25 protein-coding genes are annotated in these 22,708 nt (G+C 49.8%); 10 read left to right on the forward strand and 15 right to left on the reverse strand.

The genetic code is table 11. The features are described 5' to 3' along the window. The 8 genes from AC1HCZ_RS03025 to AC1HCZ_RS03060 form a co-directional block, all read right to left on the reverse strand. A partial coding sequence (locus AC1HCZ_RS03025) for a CDC48 family AAA ATPase (RefSeq protein ID WP_479462188.1) occupies positions 1–1,540 on the reverse strand: 1,540 nt, incomplete at its 3' end. A gap of 51 nt (positions 1,541–1,591) precedes the next feature. Further along, entirely contained in the window at positions 1,592–2,017 is a 426-nt protein-coding gene (locus AC1HCZ_RS03030; protein ID WP_479462071.1) for an aconitase X swivel domain-containing protein, read from the reverse strand. Next, on the reverse strand, positions 2,014–3,159 hold the full coding sequence (locus AC1HCZ_RS03035) for an aconitase X catalytic domain-containing protein (protein WP_479462072.1): 1,146 nt from the start codon (positions 3,157–3,159) through the stop codon (positions 2,014–2,016). The genes AC1HCZ_RS03030 and AC1HCZ_RS03035 overlap by 4 nt, the downstream gene beginning before the upstream one ends. Continuing rightward, positions 3,156–3,824: a triose-phosphate isomerase gene (tpiA, locus tag AC1HCZ_RS03040; protein WP_479462073.1), complete on the reverse strand. Its 669-nt coding sequence runs from the start codon at positions 3,822–3,824 to the stop codon at positions 3,156–3,158. Before tpiA ends, AC1HCZ_RS03035 begins: the two co-directional genes overlap by 4 nt. Before the next feature lie 18 nt (positions 3,825–3,842). Then, positions 3,843–4,538, reverse strand: a complete 696-nt coding sequence (locus tag AC1HCZ_RS03045) for a ribosome assembly factor SBDS (RefSeq protein ID WP_479462074.1) — start codon at positions 4,536–4,538, stop codon at positions 3,843–3,845. Further along, on the reverse strand, positions 4,501–5,586 hold the full coding sequence (gene moaA, locus AC1HCZ_RS03050) for a GTP 3',8-cyclase MoaA (RefSeq protein WP_479462075.1): 1,086 nt from the start codon (positions 5,584–5,586) through the stop codon (positions 4,501–4,503). Before moaA ends, AC1HCZ_RS03045 begins: the two co-directional genes overlap by 38 nt. Positions 5,587–5,623: 37 nt before the next feature. Continuing rightward, positions 5,624–6,070, reverse strand: a complete 447-nt coding sequence (locus AC1HCZ_RS03055) for a hypothetical protein (RefSeq protein WP_479462076.1) — start codon at positions 6,068–6,070, stop codon at positions 5,624–5,626. A 20-nt stretch (positions 6,071–6,090) separates the two neighbouring features. After that, complete coding sequence (locus tag AC1HCZ_RS03060) at positions 6,091–6,462, reverse strand: hypothetical protein (protein WP_479462077.1); 372 nt, start codon at positions 6,460–6,462, stop codon at positions 6,091–6,093. Between the two features lie 67 nt (positions 6,463–6,529). On the opposite strand from AC1HCZ_RS03060, the gene AC1HCZ_RS03065 reads away from it, so the two are divergent. Continuing rightward, complete coding sequence (locus AC1HCZ_RS03065; protein ID WP_479462078.1) at positions 6,530–7,351, forward strand: V4R domain-containing protein; 822 nt, start codon at positions 6,530–6,532, stop codon at positions 7,349–7,351. Positions 7,352–7,360: 9 nt separating this feature from the next. On the opposite strand, the gene AC1HCZ_RS03070 is transcribed toward AC1HCZ_RS03065, so the two are convergent. Further along, on the reverse strand, positions 7,361–7,738 hold the full coding sequence (locus tag AC1HCZ_RS03070; RefSeq protein WP_479462079.1) for a metal-dependent transcriptional regulator: 378 nt from the start codon (positions 7,736–7,738) through the stop codon (positions 7,361–7,363). Next, the gene (locus tag AC1HCZ_RS03075) at positions 7,735–8,043 is read right to left on the reverse strand and encodes an MTH1187 family thiamine-binding protein (RefSeq protein ID WP_479462080.1); all 309 of its coding nucleotides are present in this window, start codon (positions 8,041–8,043) and stop codon (positions 7,735–7,737) included. The genes AC1HCZ_RS03070 and AC1HCZ_RS03075 overlap by 4 nt, the downstream gene beginning before the upstream one ends. 73 nt (positions 8,044–8,116) lie before the next feature. Between AC1HCZ_RS03075 and AC1HCZ_RS03080 the strand changes: the two genes are divergently transcribed. Genes AC1HCZ_RS03080 through AC1HCZ_RS03090 form a run of 3 tightly spaced genes read left to right on the forward strand, consistent with a single transcriptional unit; the run spans position 8,117 to position 10,364 of the window. Then, positions 8,117–8,773: a phosphoribosyltransferase gene (locus tag AC1HCZ_RS03080; protein ID WP_479462081.1), complete on the forward strand. Its 657-nt coding sequence runs from the start codon at positions 8,117–8,119 to the stop codon at positions 8,771–8,773. A 30-nt stretch (positions 8,774–8,803) separates the two neighbouring features. Then, complete coding sequence (locus AC1HCZ_RS03085) at positions 8,804–9,889, forward strand: FAD-dependent oxidoreductase (protein WP_479462082.1); 1,086 nt, start codon at positions 8,804–8,806, stop codon at positions 9,887–9,889. 10 nt (positions 9,890–9,899) lie between these two features. After that, a complete protein-coding gene (locus AC1HCZ_RS03090) occupies positions 9,900–10,364 on the forward strand; it encodes an Lrp/AsnC family transcriptional regulator (protein ID WP_479462083.1) in 465 nt (154 codons plus the stop codon). Here the strand turns inward: AC1HCZ_RS03090 and AC1HCZ_RS03095 are convergent. Together AC1HCZ_RS03095 and AC1HCZ_RS03100 are read right to left on the reverse strand one after the other, a co-directional pair. Then, positions 10,351–11,502 carry a tRNA lysidine(34) synthetase gene (locus AC1HCZ_RS03095; protein WP_479462084.1) on the reverse strand — a complete coding sequence of 384 codons (1,152 nt, stop codon included), beginning with the start codon at positions 11,500–11,502 and terminating at the stop codon, positions 10,351–10,353. The two genes, AC1HCZ_RS03090 and AC1HCZ_RS03095, sit on opposite strands and share 14 nt — an antisense overlap. Beyond that, a complete protein-coding gene (locus AC1HCZ_RS03100; protein WP_479462085.1) occupies positions 11,499–13,025 on the reverse strand; it encodes a radical SAM protein in 1,527 nt (508 codons plus the stop codon). The genes AC1HCZ_RS03095 and AC1HCZ_RS03100 overlap by 4 nt, the downstream gene beginning before the upstream one ends. Before the next feature lie 42 nt (positions 13,026–13,067). Between AC1HCZ_RS03100 and AC1HCZ_RS03105 the strand changes: the two genes are divergently transcribed. From AC1HCZ_RS03105 to AC1HCZ_RS03120, 4 genes are read left to right on the forward strand one after another with little or no spacing between them, the layout of a single operon-like run. Then, positions 13,068–13,328: a nucleoside triphosphate pyrophosphohydrolase gene (locus AC1HCZ_RS03105; protein ID WP_479462086.1), complete on the forward strand. Its 261-nt coding sequence runs from the start codon at positions 13,068–13,070 to the stop codon at positions 13,326–13,328. Between the two features lie 33 nt (positions 13,329–13,361). Continuing rightward, positions 13,362–13,802 (forward strand): helix-turn-helix domain-containing protein, encoded by a 441-nt coding sequence (locus AC1HCZ_RS03110; protein ID WP_479462087.1) that lies wholly within the window; start codon positions 13,362–13,364, stop codon positions 13,800–13,802. Between the two features lie 12 nt (positions 13,803–13,814). Then, positions 13,815–14,477 carry a hypothetical protein gene (locus AC1HCZ_RS03115; protein ID WP_479462088.1) on the forward strand — a complete coding sequence of 221 codons (663 nt, stop codon included), beginning with the start codon at positions 13,815–13,817 and terminating at the stop codon, positions 14,475–14,477. Continuing rightward, on the forward strand, positions 14,474–16,498 hold the full coding sequence (locus AC1HCZ_RS03120) for a hypothetical protein (protein ID WP_479462089.1): 2,025 nt from the start codon (positions 14,474–14,476) through the stop codon (positions 16,496–16,498). The genes AC1HCZ_RS03115 and AC1HCZ_RS03120 overlap by 4 nt, the downstream gene beginning before the upstream one ends. Here AC1HCZ_RS03120 and AC1HCZ_RS03125 read toward each other — a convergent pair. Beyond that, on the reverse strand, positions 16,470–17,240 hold the full coding sequence (locus tag AC1HCZ_RS03125; protein WP_479462090.1) for a DNA polymerase sliding clamp: 771 nt from the start codon (positions 17,238–17,240) through the stop codon (positions 16,470–16,472). The two genes, AC1HCZ_RS03120 and AC1HCZ_RS03125, sit on opposite strands and share 29 nt — an antisense overlap. Before the next feature lie 63 nt (positions 17,241–17,303). Here AC1HCZ_RS03125 and AC1HCZ_RS03130 point away from each other — a divergent pair, with 63 nt between their 5' ends. Further along, positions 17,304–17,690, forward strand: coding sequence for a hypothetical protein (locus AC1HCZ_RS03130; protein WP_479462091.1), 387 nt, complete (start codon positions 17,304–17,306; stop codon positions 17,688–17,690). Positions 17,691–17,778: 88 nt separating this feature from the next. Here AC1HCZ_RS03130 and AC1HCZ_RS03135 read toward each other — a convergent pair whose 3' ends face one another. Both AC1HCZ_RS03135 and AC1HCZ_RS03140 read right to left on the reverse strand, forming a co-directional pair. Then, positions 17,779–19,167: a helicase HerA domain-containing protein gene (locus tag AC1HCZ_RS03135; protein WP_479462092.1), complete on the reverse strand. Its 1,389-nt coding sequence runs from the start codon at positions 19,165–19,167 to the stop codon at positions 17,779–17,781. A 4-nt stretch (positions 19,168–19,171) separates the two neighbouring features. Beyond that, positions 19,172–20,698, reverse strand: a complete 1,527-nt coding sequence (locus tag AC1HCZ_RS03140) for a hypothetical protein (RefSeq protein WP_479462093.1) — start codon at positions 20,696–20,698, stop codon at positions 19,172–19,174. A 53-nt stretch (positions 20,699–20,751) separates the two neighbouring features. Here AC1HCZ_RS03140 and AC1HCZ_RS03145 point away from each other — a divergent pair, with 53 nt between their 5' ends. Continuing rightward, on the forward strand, positions 20,752–22,698 hold the full coding sequence (locus AC1HCZ_RS03145; protein WP_479462094.1) for a phosphoadenosine phosphosulfate reductase domain-containing protein: 1,947 nt from the start codon (positions 20,752–20,754) through the stop codon (positions 22,696–22,698). Positions 22,699–22,708: the final 10 nt, after the last annotated feature.

Genomic DNA, 22,708 nt, shown 5'->3' on the forward strand with positions numbered 1-22,708 from the left:
TCAACACCTCCGGCCCTCTGACCGCTATGAAGTTCGCTTGGCTTTCGGTGGCCGCTGCCTTGGCTAGCAAGGTCTTGCCGGTCCCGGGCGGCCCGAAGAGGAGTATCCCCTTGGGGGGCTCTATGCCGAGCCTGCGGAAGGCTTCTGGGTACCTCAGCGGCCACTCAACAGCCTCTCTTAACTGCTGCTTCGCCTCCTTTAGACCTCCTACGTCCTCCCAGTGCACCTCCGGGGTTTCTATGTATATTTCCCTTAAGCCGGACGGTACTATGTCCTTATAGGCGTTTATGAAGTCCTCCATGGTGACCTTCATTCTGTCTAGCAAGTCCGGAGGGATTTCGCCTTTATCCAAGTCTATCTCGGGCAAGTACCTTCTCAAAGCGTAGAAGGCCGCGCTCCTCACCAGCGCCGCTAAGTCAGCCCCGGTGTAGCCGTGAGTCATTTCGGCGAGCTTCTCCAAGTCTACGTCTTCCGCCAAGGGCATGTTCCTCGTGTGGATCTGTAGTATCTCGAGTCTACCCTTCTTGTCGGGCAAAGGTATCTCTATCTCGACCTCTAGTCTGCCCGGCCTCCTCAAGGCGGGGTCTATGGCGTTTGGCCTGTTGGTCGCGCCTATTACGACCACCCTCCCCCTCTCTTGGAGGCCGTCCATCAAGGTCAACAACTGGGCGACTACCCTCTTTTCGACCTCTCCGGTGACTTCCTCCCTCTTGGGGGCTATCGCGTCTATCTCGTCTATGAATATTATGCTTGGAGCGTTTTTGCGGGCCTCCTCGAATATCTCCCTGAGCCTCTGCTCGCTCTCTCCGTAGTACTTGCTCATTATCTCTGGTCCATTGATAGGTATAAAGTGGGCATCTATTTCGTTGGCCAGCGCCTTAGCTAACATAGTTTTGCCCGTGCCAGGGGGGCCGTAGAGGAGCACCCCCTTGGGGGGCTCTATGCCGAGCCTCTTGAAGATTTCGGGATATTTCATAGGTAGTTCTATTAATTCCCTCAGCTTCCGTACCACGTTCTCGAGGCCGCCTATGTCCTCCCACGTTACCTTTGGCACTCTCGTGTGTTCCACATACTTCTCTAATATCATTATATTTGTGTTCTTTGTTATTTTTACAACCCCGCTGGGCTTAGTACTAACTACCACGAAGGGTATCGTTTGACCTAGTATCGGTATCATTACGGTGTCGCCCTCCACAACAGGCCTGTCCATCAGTTTCTTCTTAGCGTAGGGAATGAAGCCCTCATCTATGCTTACGCTGAAATTGGCCGGCGCTAGCTTCACTACCCTAGCTTCCTTCACCTTTGCTTTCCGGACGTAGACCTTATCACCCACCGTTACGCCGGCGTTCTTCCTTATCAGACCGTCCATCCTAATTATGTCTAGTCCTTGATCTTCGGGGTACGCCGGCAAAGCGATAGCGGCCGTGACTCTCTTGCCTTCTATCTCAACCACGTCACCGGGAGATACTCCAATCATCTCCATTATCATCCTATCTATTCTAACCCTTCCGTGCCCCACGTCTTTCTGTTTAGCTTCCATAACCTTCAGCTCAACGCCCTTAGGATTGACCCTTTCCGGGACGGCCACTGTCTATGACCCTTCCACAGTCCTACCCGAGGTTTTTAGGTCGACATCCCCAACCTTCGAGATGCAAGCCTTCCCTTTAACAAATTGGAGGAATACTAGATCTCCATCCCATAGTTCGAGGGAGCCAGTTTTATCCACCAAAGGTAACTCGGCCATAACACAGCCAGCCACAACTATCGGGTCAGCTTCGCCCTCGACGACTACCGCGAGAGGTGCGTTTCCGTAATACCTTAAGGCGTAGATTACGTAAGAGCCTACAGTGGATCCCCTAATGCCTTTGACGACCAACACTTTGTTCTTAATGGACCTCCCGTCGTAGAGCACTCCCTTTCTGGGATCTACCTCACCCAAGAAGCTTAAGTGATGTTCAACCTTTACGACGCGCCCTTTTACGTCCCCCTCTCCGACGAGGGCGCGACCACACCTCACGCGCCGGCCAAGTCCCTCAGTCGAACTAACCATACGTCAAACCCCCTCCTTTTCAAATAGAAATATGTCTTAGCGCTAGTGGTTGCTACCTTCCTTATTCCCATTCTGTCGATAGGCGATACGACCAAACAAGTCCCCCTAACGAACTTGATACCTTTCTTGGACAAGCTCTTGATCGTTTGACTGGCCCTTTCGTAAACTTTGGGGGCTAGAGCGACCCAGACCTCTCTTTTCACCTTGTCTTTTATTATCCGGTCCAGCTCGACGAGCTCCTCGACGGAAGCGTGCGGACAGCCGTGGAAAACCAAGTCTGCATCGTCTACGCTGCCGAACATGCTTTCCACGTCCTCGCGCTCAACTTCTACCCTCTCTTCGTCGCCGAGTAGGTAGGTCTTGGGCGGCGTCACCCCTTCTATTACCATCATGGCTAAGCCCCCCGACGCTGCAGAGGCTGCCAGCATGTACTTCAAGTGCTCGGACGGCGGCTGCGGCCCCTTGAGGTGGGGTATGCCTTGCCCTATCCTCTCGCCGATTACGTAGCCCGTCGCCGACCACTCGGCCGGATCTGTTGGGTGGAAGTCGAGCTTCACGTAGAAGTTTGTCCTCCTGTTCTCGAGTAGCTGTAAGCCAGCCTCGTACACTTTCCCGGCGAGGGCCGCCGCCACGGCGACCGGGCCCCCCTCTCTGTTGGTAAAGGCGCCCAACACCGTGTTGGCATAGATGACTGCGCTGCTCTCTCCCCAGGCGAGCCTCTCGAAGGGCTTAGGCGTCCTCAAGTAATACGGAGTACACGTAAGGGAGGTATCGAAGCCCATCCTTTCGAAAGCCCTTATTATTCTCATTTGACCCTTTGCGAAGTCCTTGTCTACCTTTATGATATCTGAATAGGGGTCAAATCCTATAGGATTTATTGTAGAATAGACCCTCGCCCTACCGCCGCCCTCGGCGAGTCTTTCCAGCCAGTGGACTCCAGGCTCGCCTATTGTAGCATAACTGACTCCAGAGGCGTGGGCATGAGATATGGGGAGCAGTCTCTCCGCTCCTAACACTTCTCCTACCTTGACGAGGATCTTTATAGCTTGAGACAAAGCTTCGCCGTATTCGCCCGAGAGGGCCCTCTCTTCCTCCTTAGTCAAAATCATCTTGTCATTGCCTCCGCAAGCTCTTTTAGCTTTAGATAAGGGTCTTCGGCCTTTACCACCGCTGAGGCCACCAAGATCCCGTCCGCGCCCAGTTCTATTGCCTTTCTGACATCCTCACCGCTCGAGATGCCGGCCCCCACGAGAACTGGGCCGTCGAAGCCCGTCTCCTTGACGGCCTTTACAGTCTCCCTCACAATGTCAGGCTTTGCACGGGAGACCGAGACTCCAGTACCTATCAGTTCTGGCGGCTCCATCGCTACCATGGAGGGGCGCAGCTCGGCCACCGCTGCTGCCGTATTGGGCGTGGGAGCACAGACCAAGCTCCCCTTCCCAGCACGCTTCAACTTAGAAACTAGGAATTCTATCTCATCGAGCTTCATCCTCTTTTCACTGTGATTTATTATGCTACCGTCTATTATCTCCTTTACACCTTCTAGCACGACAGAGCCCGTGTGCGCTCCGGGCTCCACGGGATCCAAGTGTTGAGCATAGACCTTGGTTACTTCCACTATATCCTTTACTTCTTTTAACTCCGTATGTGGAGGGGCTATTATCGTAGTGATTGCATATTCTTGGGCTATCCTATCTATCGCTCTCGCCAGCCTCAGCAGCCGCGCTCCAAACGAGTAAGGATAGTAAACTTTTGCGTTTATGGCTAGTATCATCAACACCACCCCCTTAACTTAAGAGGCGTACAACACTTTAACCTCCGCCTCTCCCTTGGTCATTTTCGCCAGCTTGTCCATAACCTCACCTTGCAAGCCAGCTGGTATCTCTATCTCAGCGACCAAGCTTCCGTCTGACTTCCAATCCATAGACTTTATCTCTCCTAGCTTCTTGAGTTCAGAATAGGCACGGCCCGAGTACTTGGGGGGTATCTTGACCTGAATGATCGCCCTCGCTACTTTAATTGGGATTATCCTTGATATCGCCCTAACTATCTGTATCGCTTGCTCTTCAACGCTCTTATAAGGGTCTACGCCTACCTTGGCCCTCTCCATGGCCGCTTCTATCCTTGCCGGGGGGATAGGGAGTTTGGTCTGAGGATCTATGGCGTTCTTTGCTATGTAGTTAATTATCTGACGTCTCTTTTGTTCAATCAGTTTCCTCCTCTGCTCAGCAGTCAATTGTATTTCGCCTTTGGTTATTATCTCTAGAGCTACCTTCTTTACATCGTCGGTTCCAAAGACTTTTCTTAACACCTCTGGGGAGACTCTGTCTCCGCTGCTCACGTCCTTGTAAATCGTATCAGTTATCAAAACCTCTTCCACCGGTATCCGTTTACCCGACTTGAGTTCCATTGCCTTGTCTGGATCTACCAATATCTCGAACTTATGGCCCTTATACTCGTACCGGGCCACCACATAACTTCGTTTCAAGAGGTCTTCCCTCCCTCATAATCGCCGCCCAGAATTGAAGTTTAGCCCTCCTCGGCAACTCTATTCTGCTGACCCGGACTTCCCTCTTAACTGGCATGCGTTTTGATTCGAACTCCAAACTCCACATGTAGTATGGTCTCCTCTTGTCGTTGAGTTCTAAGATGCCCTCTATTATCTTCCTTACCTTGGTCTCCCTCGGTTCAGGAGACCTCAACACCCCCAACGCGTCGAAGCGGGTGTAGTAAACGTTGATGCAAGGATAGAACTTGCCGTCCGCGCTTAACCTCAGCCGCGTACAGCCTGCACAGAAGTAAGGGTTGCCAACGGGCTCTATTAGCTCGACGAAGCTCTTGCCCAAGTAGTACCGAGGCCTGTTATGTAACTCTCTGACCTCCTTTCGGTCTGCAACCTCCTCCAGCCACCTCTTCAATCTCTCTATGGGTTCTCTCGAGTGTCGTTCGGAGAATATCGAGGCCCCGTTCCCTACTGGATGTAATTCTATGACGTGTACCGATACCCCCTTGCTCACGGCGTACCTTATTATTTTCTCCACCTCGTCATCGTTTATCCCTCTTAGGATGACTACGTTTATCCTGACATCTATCCCACTCTCCAAAGCCCTCTCGATGCCGCTCAGCACTCGATGTAGGGCGTCAACCCCAGTTATTTGTTTAAAGCGGGACCTCTTGAGGCTGTGTAAACTAACGTTTATCCAGCTGACGCCAGCCTCCTTGAGGCCCTCAGCCCTTTCCCGGAGGAGGAAGCCGTTCGTAGTGATAGATATCTCTTCAAACCCGTGCCTTTTGAACGAGAGAACGATGTGTTCTAAATCCCTCCTAAGCAGGGGCTCGCCCCCCGTGAACTTGACGTATTTCATTCCCAGCTTCGAAGTGGCCTCAGCTATTATGTCGTAGTCGTAAACTGAAAGCTCGTCGAGGGTCCTTTCGGCCACGCCTTCGGAGTGGCAGAACACACAATTGAAATTGCACCTCTCCGTGACAGAAACCCTAAGAGTGGTCAACCCCCTGCCGTAAGCATCACGGATCATAGCCCGACATCTCTGTGTTATTAGAGCGAGGAGAGCGTTAGAAACGTATTGCCGTTACCTCGAAGGCAGCAGCTACCAAAAGGTATGCGGCCGATTTAACCAGATCCAGTTTCCTCCTCGTGGTCGCGAGCGCGTAGGAATAGAGTTCCAAGAACGTGTGAGCGCCGAAGACTACGCTTACCGGGTACCCTCCGGCGAGCGCGGACGCGACCAGAGCGGTGTAACTGACAACGAAACCGTAGTACCCTTTGCCCAAGAGGGCACACAGCATCAAGATTATCAAGTTATGTTGATAGATCCTCAAAACAGCAAAGAGGAAGTTGCTTCGCCTTACAAAGCTAACTATGTTCAGTATTTCGTTTTCAAGCGGTTGAGGCATCCCGCACTTGAGGAAGGAGGTCAGCGCGACAGTCGCCCAGCCTAAAAGGAACAACTTTAGGGGGTCATCTGGAGCCTTTGCGTGGAAAGCGAGACCTATTATCACTGGAATAATTAAGCAAAGCATTACGGCAAAGCCACCAAGACCCCCCTGCGGGCGGGGACGTTAACCCCTCTCACGGTAACGCTTATTGGGGCCCAAGGCTCCGGAGCCTCGCCTCCGAACGCAATAGACCTCCACCGCCCGCGGACCACTACGTCGCTCGGCGCTTCCGCCAACGCCACTACCGGATACGTCCCTTTACCTATCAAGACGTTGATCGCCTCGTCGCCCCACACAGCATAGCCCCACGCGTCCCCTCCTATCAGACGTTCCGGGGGCTTCCCGACGGCGACGAGCACTCCGTTTATTCTGATCCACTGAACCTCTCTGACTTTGAACTCCCTCGACTCACACTCGCCGCCCTCAGTACAAATCTTGAGGTTGATCGCCTGCAAGGTTCTCCATCCTTCACGGACAACATAAAATATCCCTATATTTACTTGGCCCAGAGGGTAGCGAAGAGTGCCGCCGTTCGGGCGCAGCAAAGACGAGGACGTCGCTGTGTTGTATCCGTTCATAATAAAACAGAGGACTTTAGATATAAGATTTCTTGCAGTCAAATTAAGGGCCGACAAGAAGGACGATATCCTAAAGAAGATGTTGGAAACCCTAATATCTAAGGACATAGACACGTTGCATATAATCAGAGGCCCCACAGACGTTAAGGCTAAGTCAGTTACATATATATTAGTCCTCAACATGAGGAGGGCCAGTATAACGATAGAAGCGCTGGTCCAAGAGTTAAAGAGTATGGAGGGCGTAAAAGACGTAATGAGTAAAACGGAGAAGCTAGGTGACATAACCTTCTTTCCTAACGCCTTTCCGGTGTACACGTATGAGCGTGCTGTAGTTCTAGGGTCCGACTTCCTGAAGGCTCTCTTCAATTCGTTTTATGCATACTTCAAACAGCCCGCCTTAGCCGCAAGCATATTGTACCAACTAGGCATGAGGGTTGGCTACTCGTTAGCGAAAGAAATACACGAAGAAACGAAGCACACAGGCGAAGTACTCATAAGGGACGTACTGGACTTGCTGAAGAGTTTTGGTATTGGGAGCTTCGACTTCAAGGTTTCGAGACTGAAGCACGGCGAATATACCTTTAGGCTTGAAAAAAGCTTAGAGGCAGAGGTAGTTACAATAAAGGGGCCCAGATGTCACTTCACGCGGGGCTTGCTGAGCGGCTTGGTCTCTTTTGTAGAGGGTGAGTACGTACAAGTACAAGAAACTAAGTGCTCCGAGGGCTCTCAGTCGCCTTGCATATTCGTAACCCTCCGAAGGAAGTGAGGAGTACTGCTAACATCTGGAGAGCCTCTTTGAGATCTCCTCCATCCGGGCAACTGTCTCCTCGTCGACTACGTGTTCTATTAGGCACGCCACCTCTTCGGCCTTCTTCTCCTCCATATTAACCACATCAACAAAAAATTCCTTTATCTTCTTGAATTTCATAAATAGCTCGTGAGCCCTCTTTATTCCCTCTTCTGTGAGGGAAATCTTCCCTTGCGAGTAGGTCGCCAAGCCCATCTCTTGGAGTTTATTTATGTACTGCAAAACTGTAGGAGGTTTTAACCCCATTGCCTTTGCCACTTCTTTCAACCGAACGTCGCCCTTGTTGTTCTGGAGAGAATAGATAACCTTTAGGTAGTCTTCGAAGCGCCTTCCGTAGGTGCTCATGTCTTCTCCAGCTTCCTCAATACAGTTTCGACTTTTTTATCCATATCTAGTTCTTTATCGAACCTCATATCCACCCTTATGACCATGACTACTCTCTTAACCCCTCTGTCCCTCAACCTCTCCGCGATCTCTTGAGCTAACGCTCCTGCCTCTTCCAAAGAGGGGAGCTTCACTACCGTACCCATAGGCGTTACCCTAAACTCTAAGTTCTTTTGGCGTATCACGTTCACAGCCTCCGCTACCAAGTCAGAGACGCTGGGGCTACACGTACCGAGCGGTAGGACTTGGTACTCCACAAGGTACACCGCCCCACACCGACGAGGAGTCGTTGAAGCGGAGACTATAAAGAGAGCTATCCTATGCTGTAGGGGGATCTGCGTGGTCAAGCTCAGGGTGAGGGTAGTAACATGGGAAGACGTAGTCCGCTGGACCAAGGAGCTAGCATTCGTAATACTCGAATCTGGCTACAAACCTGACGTGATCGTTGCTATAGCGAGAGGCGGACTTACGCCCGCTAGACTCTTGGCAGACTACATGGACGTTATAGATGTCTTGTCGTTAAAGGTAGAACATTGGATCGAAACCGGAAGTCACCAAGAAGAAGCTGTAATCAAGTATGCGATACAAGGAATAGACCTAAGTAATTCAAAGGTATTAATAGTAGACGACATCTGTGATACTGGCAAGAGCTTAATCGTAGCTAAGGAATATGTAGAAAAACAGTGGAAAGCACGACAAGTAAAGTTGGCGACGATGCAATACATAGAGCCCGTCGCCCAAATAAGGCCGGACTACTTCGTAGACCTAGTCCGAGACTGGACGTGGTATATGTATCCGTGGAATTACGTCGAAGATATGGTTAACCTCGTCAAAAAGATATTGAAGGAGCACGCACCTCTGAACTTACAAGACATAATTATAAAGTTCCAAGAATGGTACAACATCACTCCACCGGTACCGCTTTCCGAAACTCTAAGGGTTATGGAGTACAGAGGTCTCGTGAGAAAAGTGGACGGAAAGTACGAACTGAGCTAAACGCTTCATGCACTCATTTTTATATGTACCTTGAGGATTCCTCGAAGGGTGCTGGCGACGACATACGACTTCTTTGTCGTCGGAGGGGGGCCGGCCGGCGTCGCGACTGCGCACTTCCTCAGCCGGGAGGGGTACAAAGTACTCCTTGTCGAGCAGAGGCCTCACCTGGGGGCTAAGCCTTGTGGAGGAGGCATACCAACACAGCTGAACATAACGTTGACCCTCCCGGCCGATTCGATATTAAACAAGGTTAAGTCGTTATCACTCTACTTCAATATGAAGCACGTAGGTACCTGGGACGCCAAGGAAACTATTTTCTACCTAGTAGATAGGACCAAGTTCTTAGAACACTATTCCACCTCCTTCGACGTTGCGCTCAAAACTTCCGTGAAGATAAATCGCTCCTACATCACTATTAATAACGAGAAGGTAGACATATCCAATGTAATAGTTGCGACGGGCGTAGCTTGGAAGCTCAAAGAGCGCGACATGCTGGCACAGACCATCCAGTACTACGTAAAGGGGATGAAGATAGACGACCCAAACGAGATGAAGTTCTTCTTCTTCAGAGACTTAATAGGGTACGCGTGGTTCTTCCCTTATGGAGATAGGGAAGCGAAGATAGGCATCGGCGGTCTGGATGTGACTGTCGACCAACTCAAGACTAGGTTAGACTCGCTCTTAAAGGAACTTAATATCAGCAGTGATTTAATAGTCAAGGTAGACGGAGCACCCATAGATATGGGCGGAATAAAGCTCGAGTGGGCCAAAGATCCAACCTACGTAGTAGGGGAGGCGCTAGGTGCTGTGATGCCGTTGACGGGCGAGGGAATAAGGCCCAGCATACTGACTGCAAAGGTGTTGGCTCACGCTATTTCCCGCGGGAAGGACTATAGAGAAGTGCTTGAGAGTATGAAACTATATAAAGCAACACAATTACAAGCGAAGATCTTAAAGAAGATCAGAAAGGAAAGAGAATTGCCCGTCCTAAAGGATTTGAGCCCGAAAAACATAGAAGCCATATACAAGTTCGGAATGGGTGAGGCAGGGATCAAGGACTTCTTGAGCATATTACCCAGGAGGTTCTCCTTATCTATCATTAAGAAGTTGTTTTAAGGGTGACATTGTGGCCAACAAACCGGTAGAGTTAGACGAAATAGACAAAAAGATCATAGAGATTCTTCAGAAAGACGCCAGAACGTCGTTCTCCAAAATCGCTAAGATGCTTGACCGCAGCGAGGCCACGATACACCTTCGCGTAAAGAAATTGAAGGAGATGGGAGTACTCAAGGGTTTTTATGCTGACATAGACGCATCAAAAATAGGAAAGGACACCATAGCTTTCATATTAATCAAGATAGATGCAAACAAGTATCCAGAAACCGTAAAGGATATTGTGAAGCTGGAAGACATTTATGAGGCCTACGACGTAACCGGTGAGTACTCCCTTCTGGTAAAGACTGTCTTAGGGGACAGAGAAGAGCTTGCAAAGTTACTTGACTTAATAGGTAAAATGGAGGGCGTCCAAGAGACGTACACCATGTACGTATTAAGGGTACTAAAGGAGGTAAAGTCGATTAGGGTCGATTGAGTTTAGGCTTGATGCGGGGGGCCAAGAACAAGACGGCCTCGCCCCTCTCCAGCTCCCCTATGAGAAGGCTCTCTGGAGGGGTTGGCTTGCCCCTGTGCACGAACACCCCCGCTTCCGTTGGCACGTCGAGCGCTCGGAAGACGTCTTGAACTCTCTTAACCCTCCTGATGTTTGTCCACGCGTAGACTCCTTGTCCCACTACGAGTAAGTTCCCCTCTCCTAGGACTCTTACCTTTGGCTCCAAAGGACTTTCCTCCAGCTTACCAAGTCTCATACGAAGAGAACAGACGGAACAGACCTCGCCCCACGCGGGGCCTCCACAATATTTGCAAGAACTCGGCGTCCCTCCTCTGTCGTCTCCGCCCTCGCGCTTCGTCACGTAATTAAGTAAGTTTATCCTGACGTTTCCGTACCTTTCCTCCAACCTTAATATGGCCTCCTTAACGTAGTCCGCAAATGTAGTCCGCGGCTCGTACAGAGGACACGAGGCCTTCAACCAAGGCAATCTCTTTGATAACAAGAAAGTTATAATTTCTTTCTCACCCACCCAAAACAGCGGTCTCACTCGACCGCGAGCTGGGCCCTTCGGGACTTCGACAGGCCTCACTTTCTTCAAACTCTGGAAGTCCCCTCTCAATATGTAGGATAAGGCCCAAGAAGCCATGTCGTCCATGTTGTGGCCCGTCGCGACGTACTCCAAACCGAGCCTTCGGGCTAGGAGGTCTAATGCGTGGCGCCTGAGCTTCGAGCATATCGAGCACGGAGCCCTCCTAACTATCTTATACGAAAGCGCGGTGAAGCCGTACAGCTCCTTAGCGTGTATAGTTAAATGCGTTACCCCCAAATCTTCGGCAACGCGCTTGGCCACCTCTGCTTCCAGCGAGGTGTAGTTAGGTACCGTGTCTACCGTCGCGGCGACTACCTCGGTCCCGAGTTTTTTCAGCAAGTATAACAAGGCTACGCTGTCCTTACCCCCCGAGAGCCCTAGTAGAACTTTCTTGGGAATTTCAACCCTTTTAATCCTCTTGATTAGAAACTCTTCTAAGTGCTGCTCACAGAGGCGCAGACGTGCATATTTGATTGTTACTACCGCCTCTCGGGCACAGATCGAGCACCTGGGCCTCCTTACCTCACTCATAGCACTTCAGCTAACACGCTCCTCGCGTGGACTCTCTTAACGACAGCCGTTATCCATCTTCCTTTGGGTAAAGGCCTAGCTATCTCAACAGTGAGGGGATAGCTAGCAGGCTGACGTGCATAACTGACCCTCCTCTCCACCTTCTCCACGACCAAGTTTCTAAGCACAGTCCCCGGCGGGACCACGTTCTTCAACATCCTCTCTTGCCACTTCAAGACGTACTTTCGAAAGCCTTCGTAGCCTTTTGAAACCACTACTTTCTTAGTAAGGAAGTAAGCTTGCGTCCCGGGAAGTAAGCTTAGTTTACGTAGGTTTACCCTCCGTACTAAGAGTCCTTCTTCTTCTATTTTGTCTAGTAAGGCCTTATTGTGTTCCCACGTCTCCTTGCTCTCTCCAGGAAGGCCAGCGATAAAGTTGATCCCCGGAAGTAAGTGTGGCATACCGTTCCAACCTCTGTGACGTCCTACCTTGTTAACTATTCTAATGGCAATTAATGCATCTTCCATCATAACCTTTAAATTATTTATTTTAACGACCCTCGGGTCAATACTTTCTATTCCCATAGCTGCAACGTCTCCTGGCGTGTGCCACTTCACTATTTCCTTTAGCGCGAGTTCGCTCTCCTCGGGCCATCGCGAAATGGTGCCTGGGTTAACGTTATCTATATGCAAGGTAATGAGAGAGGGCGCTACGTTCCTTATGCCTTGAAATAGCTGCCTCAAGGCAGAGGGGGAGGGCCTCGGCCATTCCTCCCTCCCCAACTCCGGAGAGCCGTAAACCAAGACGTCGCTCTGCCTTCCGATGCGGAAGGACCTAACTCCTTGGTTGTAGAGAGCTTCTACTTCTCCGATAATTCCTCTCACGTCGCGTTGCACGGGCCTTCCCTTCAGAGGGGTTAGACAAAAGCTGCACCCCCTCGCGACCGAGCGAGCGCAGCCTGAGTACGTTTCCAGCTCCACTACCAAGTTGCCCATACTGTAGTTGGGATGTTGTTTCACGACCTCGCTGCCCCTTATTAATGCCTTGTCTACCAAGGCGTAATTGTCTATCCAGAGTACGTCGTCGGCGCCTTCTGGGCCCCAGACGGCTGCTTCGTAAACCCAGTGAGCTACTCTGCCTCTTATAAGATAGTCTGCATCGACCTTGGTTGAGACGCTCCCTCCGACGCCGCCGAGACCAAAGCTCGCAGCAGGTCCGGTCAAGGCAACCGGCGCCGAGCTCAAGAACTTTAAGCGTTCGAATTCTGCTGGGGACCTCAACGGCTCTCCTCCTAAGTACTTACCCGGCACGAGGGCACCTGCTATCACTAGCACCAAGTCAACCTTCCTCGACAGCTCCGCGTAGCCGCTCCAGTCTCTCCTTACCTCGTCTATAGTGAGGTAGTAAACTTCGTTAGACTTGTCCGCTAGCTTCAGAGCGCCGTAAGCCTCCCTGGCGTAGACGTCGAGATACGGTGGGACGCCTAAGCCGGCTGGCTCGTCTGTGTACCCGTCGACGATTAACATTCTTCTAACTCTTGCCATATCCTCTCCCCCGGAGGCTCTAGCCCTTTGGGGAGCAAACTCGTGAGAGACAAGATCCCAAAAGTAGCTCCCGGGGCCTACGTTAAGTGTGAGGACCAAGAAAGGTTAGAGTGGCTTAAAAGAAAGCTAGTCGAAGAAGCGCTGGAGTTTCTAATAGAGCCTTCGGCCGAGGAGTTGGCAGACGTGCTAGAGGTAGTCAAAGCGCTAGTGGACATCTTCGGAAAAGAAGTTTATAAAATGCTTGAGTCGAAGAGGAGAGAGCTCGGAGGGTTCGATGAATGTTGGATACGCGTTACGTCTTAATTCCTCCCCATACACTTTAGCGGGGACTCGGTATTGGTACAGTACGACATAGACCCCCTCTCGCTGGGCGTACTCTTAGGAATTTATAATAGAATCAAAGCTCCGGAAGAGTTAGCGCGCATATTGAACGTCGATAAAGAGAGTGTCGAAGAGGTGATTAAGGAGTTGATAGACAAAGGCCTTGTAAAAGTAGAAGAGAAGAAGTTCTTGTTCTTTAAGAGCAAAGAATTGAAGCTCACCAGAGAGGGGTACAACACTTTAATCGTTGCTCTGGAAAGGATAAGTCCACAACTCCAAAAGGTGAAAGAGCTAGTCTCTCAAGGAAGGGAGGACGACGCGTTCGCCTTACTTGAGACCGCCGGCTTGGGCTTGTTGGCCTCGTTATTGATCCCCTTGACTCTGGGAGGCCTTTTGGTGCTACCTTTCCTAGACCATGAGCATTATTCACATATACACCCCGGCGAGCCCTTTTGACAGGGAAGAGTAGTGAACGACGTGACGTCGCTAGTACTAACGTTGTTGGCGATACTGATAGCTTACACCTACGTTTCGGTCGTTTCCCCGCAACACATCAGAAACGCCTTAGATCTCGACCTCCGCAAGCTTTCCTCGCTTGATTCAATAAGCACAAACGAAAATAAATTCTACCTCCTACATATACGGCCCTTCAATGGTACGGAGAGATGTAAGGTGTTGTTTTACTTATCCCCATTCGAATTTAAGGTATTCAAGGAAAACTTGAATACCTTGTTCAGAATGTTAATATCAAACGAAATTGGGGTGTACGCAATAGTCCAGAAGGGGCCGCGGTGGTCAGAACCGCCGGCGCTAGAAGGTTACGACGCGGCCTACTGTTGGGGACCCTCATGCCCCTCCTCCGTCTCCACAAACGCTACCATAATTATTGATAACGCCGAAGGGAGTTATCAGTTCGTTCTCAATGTGACCACTCCCTACGGTCCTCTAGCTGCGTTGTTTGCGAACTACTTGCTCGAGGTCGGCGCCCTACGTTACGCTCCCCTAAAAAGGGGGATTTGGGTTGGAGGCCTCATGCTCTCTCCCGACTCCTCGTTAGTGCCGCTCTACGTGTACGATCCGCAACGCGCTTTTGAGCTCCTTAGCGCTCTTTGTAAAGGAGGCGTGAAGTGAAGACTAGGGCTTCGCTAAAGCTGGCCGTACTGGCGATCCTCGCTGGTCTAGTGTTCTTAGTCTCCGGCAACGCTTGGGATACGTTTGTTTTCATAAAGAGTACCGTTCTAGTATGTGAAGGTAAGGACGCCTACTCTTACTCTCAATGGGTAGGGGCTCGCCTCCCCGGAATAGGCCCTATGTGGGTAGCGTACCCCCCCTTACCCATCCTAATGTGGCTGCCTCCGGTCTGCGTGCTCCGGACTCTAGGGGTGCCGCTGACTTTGGCTTACTTGTGGGCAATAAAGCTGCCCAGCGTCCTTGCTCTAGTGGCGACTGCGCTCATAGCGGAAAAGATTCAAAAGGGCTCGTGGAAGTACGTTTTATTCAACCCGGTCTCCTTAGCTGCAATATTCATGCACGGGATGTTTGACAGCGTCACAGCTCTCTTCGTATTGCTAACTGTATTATTTACAGTTAGGAACAGAACGTTCCTTGGCGGCTTGAGTTACGGTTTGGCCTTAGCCTCGAAACAACATTCCCTACTGCTGGCTCCGAGCCTCGCCTTTTCGTTCCTGAGAAGGAGGGACCTCACGGGCTTGGGGAAGTTCGTCTCGGTGGCACTAGCTTCGCTGATCTCAACAATCCTTATATACGGCCTTCTAACCGGCAAGGGGGTCTCTTCGTTTAAAGATTTGATCGAGGTCACGCTGTTTCACGCAAACAGACCTCCGAACGCGCTGGGATTTGGGGGTTTTCCGGAACTGGCCCTCTACACTGACGCGCTTGGAGGGTACTCGGGGAACTTGGCGAACGCCGTTCTGATGCATGGGAGTGCGGTGACGCTCCATAGCGTAATAACTCCGATCTCTATCCTTTATATCCCTACACTTATCCTGATTTCTTACATATTTGACGTTCCTACAGCTGCATTCTTAGCTTATATCACCTATATACAGCTCACGTACGTCGGCGCGCTACAACACTTGGTGGTGCCTGCGACGCTGCTTCCAATAGTTCTGAAGGACGAGAGAGTTGCTAGACGCTTCACCCTCTCGTTTCTATTCTATTCATTGTCGCACGTTATTGCTTTTTGGGACATCTTTCCCATGCTCTTTTCGCCATTGTTCTTAGCTCCATTCAACCTCTGGCTCTCGAAGCTGTCCAGAATAAGCGACGTAGTCCTTCCGGGGTGGGACGTAGCTCTCAAGCTGCTGGGCTCGTCGTTGACGCTCCTCGGCTCGCTCTCGCTCCTGCACGCAACGTTCAGATTACTAGAACTCAGGAAGAAATTCTTGGGAATATTTCTAATTATAACGTACTCAACCGAAATACTCATTCTTATCTTATTGCTGAAGTTGTATGTATCAGGAACTGCGTTGCCTACGGTTAAGCCGGGCAAAGAGTTGTGCGCCATATACCCTTGGGAGAACGCAGAGTTCCCAGGCGACCGGTTCGGAGACTACTTGTTTGACGGTTCCGTTCCCCCAAAGGAAGGTTACTTCTCGCTCGTTAAACCCATCTCAGACGAAATAGCCGAAAACGCTATTAAAAAGGGGTATACCGTAGTTCTGATTGCCAGGTTGGACTCGTTAAGGAGCTACGAAGTCAGCGACTTGTTGGCGTCTTTAACGTTCAAGGGCGTAGAATGGGTTTGGGGGGTTGTAATATCTGACGACAACAGTTACGTGGACGGCACCTCGAGCGCGCCCTTAAGGGATATAGGGACGCTCGCCGACGTCATAAGGAGGAACATACCGTTAAAGGGATATTTCAAGTTAGGAGGGATTCTGGGCTTCTTCAACCAAACAGTATTGAGGATGGCCGTTCCAGAGTACGACTACCCCACGCTCAATGGAAAGCCCGTCGTGTATGTCATACCCAAAGACTTGTCCCCTTCCGGGGTAAAGCGGGTGTTAAACGAACTGTCGGAGAGGGGGTTGGCCCCGGTCGTCCTCACCAAACTTAAGTATTCTAATATCAAAAGCGGCGAGCGTTGTATGCACTGGCTCTTCAAAGCCTCGGAGCTATCCACATCCTAAGCTCGGAACCCGCTTCCATACTCATCTCCAGCTTCATAGGCATGTCTGTAGCGAACTCGAGTGTGAGTTCTTTGGTAGCTTGATAGGCCCTAGTGGCATCGTATAAGTGTTGGACGGAGTACTTCGCTTTGGCTTCCTTCTCCACAACCAAACTGACCAGCGGATTAAACAACTTCAGCTGTGCCTCGTAACTCTTGTTGGCCTCAAATGAGATGAACTCCAAGGTCTCATTGTCGGGAGTGGAAACCTCTACCTCGTCCGAAATTATCTTTGCGTCGGCCACGACATGGCGAAGGTCGGCTGGGTCCATTTTGGCCGTGACAGTTAGTTGTACTTGGGGCTCGTCTAGGTGTTCTTCTTCAGGAACTTCAAGCGCTTGTATCTTGAATTCTCTCTCCACGCTAGTTTTGCGATTCAAGAACTTTATGTGCAAGTAAGGACTCCCTTTGTAGTATTCAAATATTATGGCGTCCTCCCTCGTACCTCTCTTCACGACCTTGTTTAACTCATCGCTATCTACCTTAATTACTATGTTATCTTCGTTTACTTGAAACTCCTCGAATGAGGTGGACGGCATGTTAAATATTACCATGGTATTTTTGTCGCTGCTCATACTCCTTATGTCTATACCCTCTTGAGTTACGTAAAACGGCATCGACTCGAAGAGCTTGGTGAGAGGCTGGAATATCTTCTTAAACTTGCTAGCTTGAGAGAACATGGCTCTAAAGACTGGTTCGTCCATGGAGTTCCTCCGCCGACGTTTGCTATTTAACTTTCTTTAGGTTAACGGGGGTGGGACCAAGACGTGAAAACGGTAAGGATCGTAGTTGATGGCGGTAAGTATAAGTGGGTAGAGCTCTCCAGGGAGGACGCGCTGAGGTTACTTGAAATAATTGAAGGGAAATTAGGCAAAAGTCCGAGGGACTTGCAAGAAACCATGAGGTACCTCCGCCACTTTGAAGAGTTCTACCGCGACATGCAGAAGAGGTTCAAGGACTTCATAGCTCCCCCACATAGCTTGGACGACATGATAAGAGGAATAGTAGTAGTCGATAAGATAGCGCTCAAAAAGGAGGGCAACGAAGAAATAGTAACAATAGTCTTTGACCGTAGGATATCGGTCGATCTATTAAAGGAAGCACTGAAGGAGCTGGGCTATGAGACCGAAGTAGAGGTAGAGAAACCATGGTAGAGGTGACTAGAGTTTTCGTACAGTGCTGGAGGGAGAATTGCGACGAAGTGGTATCCCTATTTAAAAAGAAGTTCATGGTGAGAACTATTCAAAAGTCGAAGGTAGTTCCAAACTTCATGATGGTAGAGCTCGAAGGCCTTGTAGACGGAGTGGAGGAGGTCTTAACTGACTCGGGCTTGGAGGACTTCAAGGTGGTCCGGGTAAGGGTTTGAACCGGGTCTATCTTTACCCTTACCACCTCGCCGCCGGACGTCAAAACTAGAGCTTCCCCTGCTTCCAGCCTCCTCAACTCCAGCAGGTCAACTTGTAGCCCCAACTCCTTCAGTTCTTGAACTTCTAAGTACTTCATAAATATCTTTGTATGAGCGTTGTTGAGGACGCCGCTTCCCAAGTCAGTCAGGGAATGGGTGGCTAAGACCACTCCTACCCCTCTGCTCCTGCCCTCCCTCAACATGCTTTCTAACGTCTCCTCTTCTAACAACCAAGCTTCGTCAATTATTATTAATCTCCTTAAAGTATTGCTCAAATCCTCCTTCAATATACTTGATAACACGTCACTCGCAAAGGCTTCGACCACCTCCCTTCGCCTCCTCGTCTCTTCTTCTACAAATGGTCCGTAAGTCTTGTACTCCTTCCCGCACATGTTTATCAAATCTCCCTTAGGATCCATGATAGTTATGTCTTCTATCCCAACTAGTCTAGCCCTAGTGGCTAGGGTACAGAGAAGAGTACTCTTGCCGCTTCCGGTAGAGCCCGCCACTAGGACGTGATGAAGTAAATCGTTGACGTCGAGGAGGAACGCCTCGCCGTCCTCTCTTATACCCAGGTATATGAACGCGTTATCGTTATGACGCCTCGCTTTGGGCTGTACTGCGTAAAACGACTTAGAATTCGTTATTATTTTATTGCTATCTTCACCTCTAATGAGTTTTAACAGCTCTGGACCACTCAACCTTCTGACTTCTACGTTAAGAATACCCTCTACTATGCCCTTGAGGTACTCTACGTCTCTCTCTAGCTTCTCCCTAGAGTTGGAACGGAGTATGTAATACGTGTTCACAGACGTGGGCGGGTGCTTTGAGACCGTCTTCAACAAGCTCTCAAAATACCTCAACTTCTCTTCAGCCTTCACGTTACTGTTATCCTTACTCAAAATAATCCTCAGCGTACTAATTTCGTTTTCTATCTTCTTTATTAATTTTTTCGCATCCTCAGAACTCCTAATTAATCTTACCTCAACCTCCGAACCCTTACAACACTTAGAAAGAGACCTAGCGTAATCATAGACTTTCCGATCGTCGTACGAGTACAGCGGATCCACCTTCTCTACCTTGAGACCTCCCACGTAAAGTCTGCCCCTACCCTCCTCTAATATTAAAACGTCCCTTCCCACGCGGTAGCGTCGCTTCTTTTTAGAGTTTAATTTACTACACATAAGCATTGACGTCAGTATCGCAAACGTCAACTCTAAGAACAAATTGTCACCACATCCTTACAATGAGGTTCTTCGACCCCTCGGAGATCAGCGATGCTATCGCCCTAGCAACTAGTCCGGCCAACATCATGTGAATGGCGGGGAGGGCAGAAACTATGAAGGGAACCACGAGGATGTACTGTTGAGTTGTGTAATGCTTGGCGTAGTATATACTGTTTTTCATCTTTATTCCTACTAAGTTTGCAAGATAACCTAGGACGTAAGGCTTGGGCGGCGTAAAGGTGCTCACCGTACCGTAAACGAGCATTTCAACGCGTTCGCCTCGGCTCATGTGGAAACTTATTACGTAGCAAGGCATCCCTTCCCATGATTCCATTCTCATTTGAGAGTTGGCTAAGTCGTGACTACTAATGAAGCTAACGCGATCCTTCAGAACCCCAGTAACTACTATGTTGACGTCCGTGTCATTTATGGCAGTTAACTTGAATTGTAAGTATAACATCCCAGAGCGAGGCTCAACTAACAACCTAAACTCAGTCGAGACGTCTCCGACAACGGCCACCCCTGGCGAAAAGACTTGTACATCGTCCATCTTTATTGTAATTTCCCCAAAAGAGCCCTTGCTCATAGAGCCCAGCTCAACTTGACCATAATTAACGCTCAAGCCGTAGAGGTCTACCTTCACGAGTGCACGAGGCCATGGTGCACCGCCTAAGGGGATCCGCGTGTCGAACCTTCCGTCGCCGTCTACGGGATAAAGGCCGAAGTGTGCGTTCTCGTCCTCAAAGTAAATGAACACGTAGGGCACTGGCCTCCCTCGTGCGTCTAACACCTTTCCGTAAGGGTAGACTATGCTTGCACTTGCGCGAACTGGAAGGTTCAGTATTAGTTCTGTCACAACTCTTAGGGCGGGATTGTAGCTAGCTATTAGCTTTAAGAAAGATACTACCAAAGGGACGAACACGTATGTACTAATAGCGAATCCTATTAGGGCTGCCCCAACGGACCTCGTTATTCTGAAAGGAACTCCTAAGGCCAGCGTGCCCAGTGCCAGCATCGGCGGCATGACGAGCTCACCCACAACAGCTAAAATGTAAGTGAGCGTCCACAAGTAGGCACCTGCCTTAAACACCATTATCATTAAGTCTAAGGTAAACGAAGAAGCCCAATTGCCCAAAGGGTCGAGGGCTGAAACTACTTCGTAAAAGGCGTTTATTGCTTTACCCAAAGGTAGTCCAAGCACATTAAACGAAAATATGCTGGAGAACATGATCTTCAACAGTTTAAAGAATAAATATAGCCTTGCTATCCCATTAGCTATTTCATAAATGTCGTACACTAACTCCTCCCTAGAACTAGACGTTGCTAGTTCGATTACTTTGTCAGAAAAATATATTATTGAGCCGTACGCAAGCGTCATTACTAAGACGAGTTGTGCATCGTTTATCAGGATTGGTGCCCACTTCTTCACATCCCCTATGGGCAATGGAAGAGCGTACAGTAGAACGCCTAATGCGTAACTCAAGCCAGATAAGGCCAACGAAAGCGTCAGTAAAGAAGTAATGACGTCCATCGACGCCCCTAACGTTTAATCCTACAAAGGCCGGAGAGAGGGATGTCGCAACTATGAGGAAAGGATGGAATATTAGTGCAGGAATAGTGTGGGACGTGGAAAAGAACGTACCCACGTTCAAAGAGGATTGTTGGGACTGTGAAACAGTAGAGCTTCCCATGACCTTGCCTGGAGACGCCCGCTTCGCCTTTGAGCACGACATAGGTCTGCTCAGCGAGGCTCTCGAACGCGAGTTCGGGAGCTCCGACTTCTTGTGGAAAGTCTTAGGAGGCAAAGGAGTAGTTCTAGTAAACAAGGGCGCAGGACTTGACGACTTCAGAGAAGTGTTCTCGAGGGGTACCATAGTTGGCAAGTTATACTGGGAACCAATAGAAAGGATTTGGAGGTTCAGGCCGTCTTACGCTGGAGCTTCAGTCCTCGTAGAGTTGGGTGTGGCCAAGACCCTCAAGGTAGAAGAGCATCCGAGCGAGGGCTCTTCGATATTTTATGAGAGGTGCTCCGACGGAGAGCAAGTGATCTTGGTCAACAAGGGCGGAGTCCCCGTGGGGGTCGGAGTTTGTAGGAAGGGGCGAGTCAGGGTAATAACTTCGTTCCCGAAGTCGATAGTTGGAAAGGAGCCCTTTCCCGCTAAGCCGCGCGACACTACGATAGAAGACGTAGTAGCCTCCAACGAACGTCGTCTTCGGCGGCTCACCTCTCAATCGAAAAAGTTCATCTACTCTATGGTAAGTAAGGTCGACAAGCCCCTCACGGTCTCCTTTTCCGGAGGCAAAGACAGCTTAGTTGCCCTTCATTTGACCTTAGATTTCGGTAATCCCGTAGTTGTATTTAATAATACTGGAATAGAAATGCCCGAAACCCTCGAAACGGTGAGGAGGGTCGTAGAGGCGTTCGGCTTAGAGTTGGTAGTTGCTGACGCCGGGGACTCATTCTGGGAAGCGATGATGAGAAACTCCCCGCCGGCGAGGGACTTGCGGTGGTGTTGCAAAGTAACTAAACTGGTGCCGATGGCTAAACTAGTGAAGGAGAGGTGGCCCTCCGGCACGTTGAATGTCGTAGGTCAGAGGGCCTTCGAGAGCATAGAGAGGAGCAAGTCCCCAAGGGTTTGGAGGAACAAGTGGTTTCCCCAAGTACTTAATATAGCTCCGATACACTATTGGACTCAGTTGGACGTTTGGATGTACATATTCCAAAAGGGCTTGAAGGATATGGTGAACCCGCTATACTTTAAGGGTTTTGAGAGAATAGGCTGCTTCATGTGTCCAGCCAGCTTACTAGCGGAGTTCGAATTCACAAAACAAGTACACAAAGACTTGTGGGAGAAGTGGGAGAAAGAGGTAGAGAGGTGGAGGAAAATTTTAGGGCTACCTCCGGAATGGAACGAATACGGACTGTGGAGGTGGCTCAGCCCAAGTTCGAAGAAGAAGAGCTTTATGAATAAGCTTAGGATAAGTTATAGTTGGGAGGACGAATACAAAAACAGGATCTGGCCTAACATAGTCGAATCGAAGAGTAACGGCGACAAGACCGTTGTGAAATATTCCTCCAATATAGAAAGGGCCTTGGAGGATCAATGGAGCATCTTAGGCAAGAGAACCAACCGCAACAATATAAAGTCGCAAAAAGGTCTCGAAATAACGTTCTCTAAGAATAAGGTGGAAGTTAAGGGCGTAAACTCTCTAGAAGAGGCTCTGGTGGTTGACGCCCTCATTCACCGCTGGTACCAATGCATGAAGTGTAAGAGCTGTGAGCTCTGGTGTCCCACTGGAGCTATCAAGGTTGTCGAAAGGCCCAAAGTAGATCCAGAGAAGTGCATCTCGTGTAGACTGTGCGTGTTAGAGTGTCCGATTTACGAGCCCATAACCGATAGGGTCTCGGCGTCAGTAATACTAGGAAGGCCGGATGGATGGAGGAGGAAGACTAAAAAAGCAAGAAAAGAAATAATAAGAGAACTGAAGGAGAACGTATTAGATGATGCCAGAGGGTTAGGCGGCATTTGACGTGGACAGA

The organism is Ignicoccus sp., from assembly GCF_056435145.1.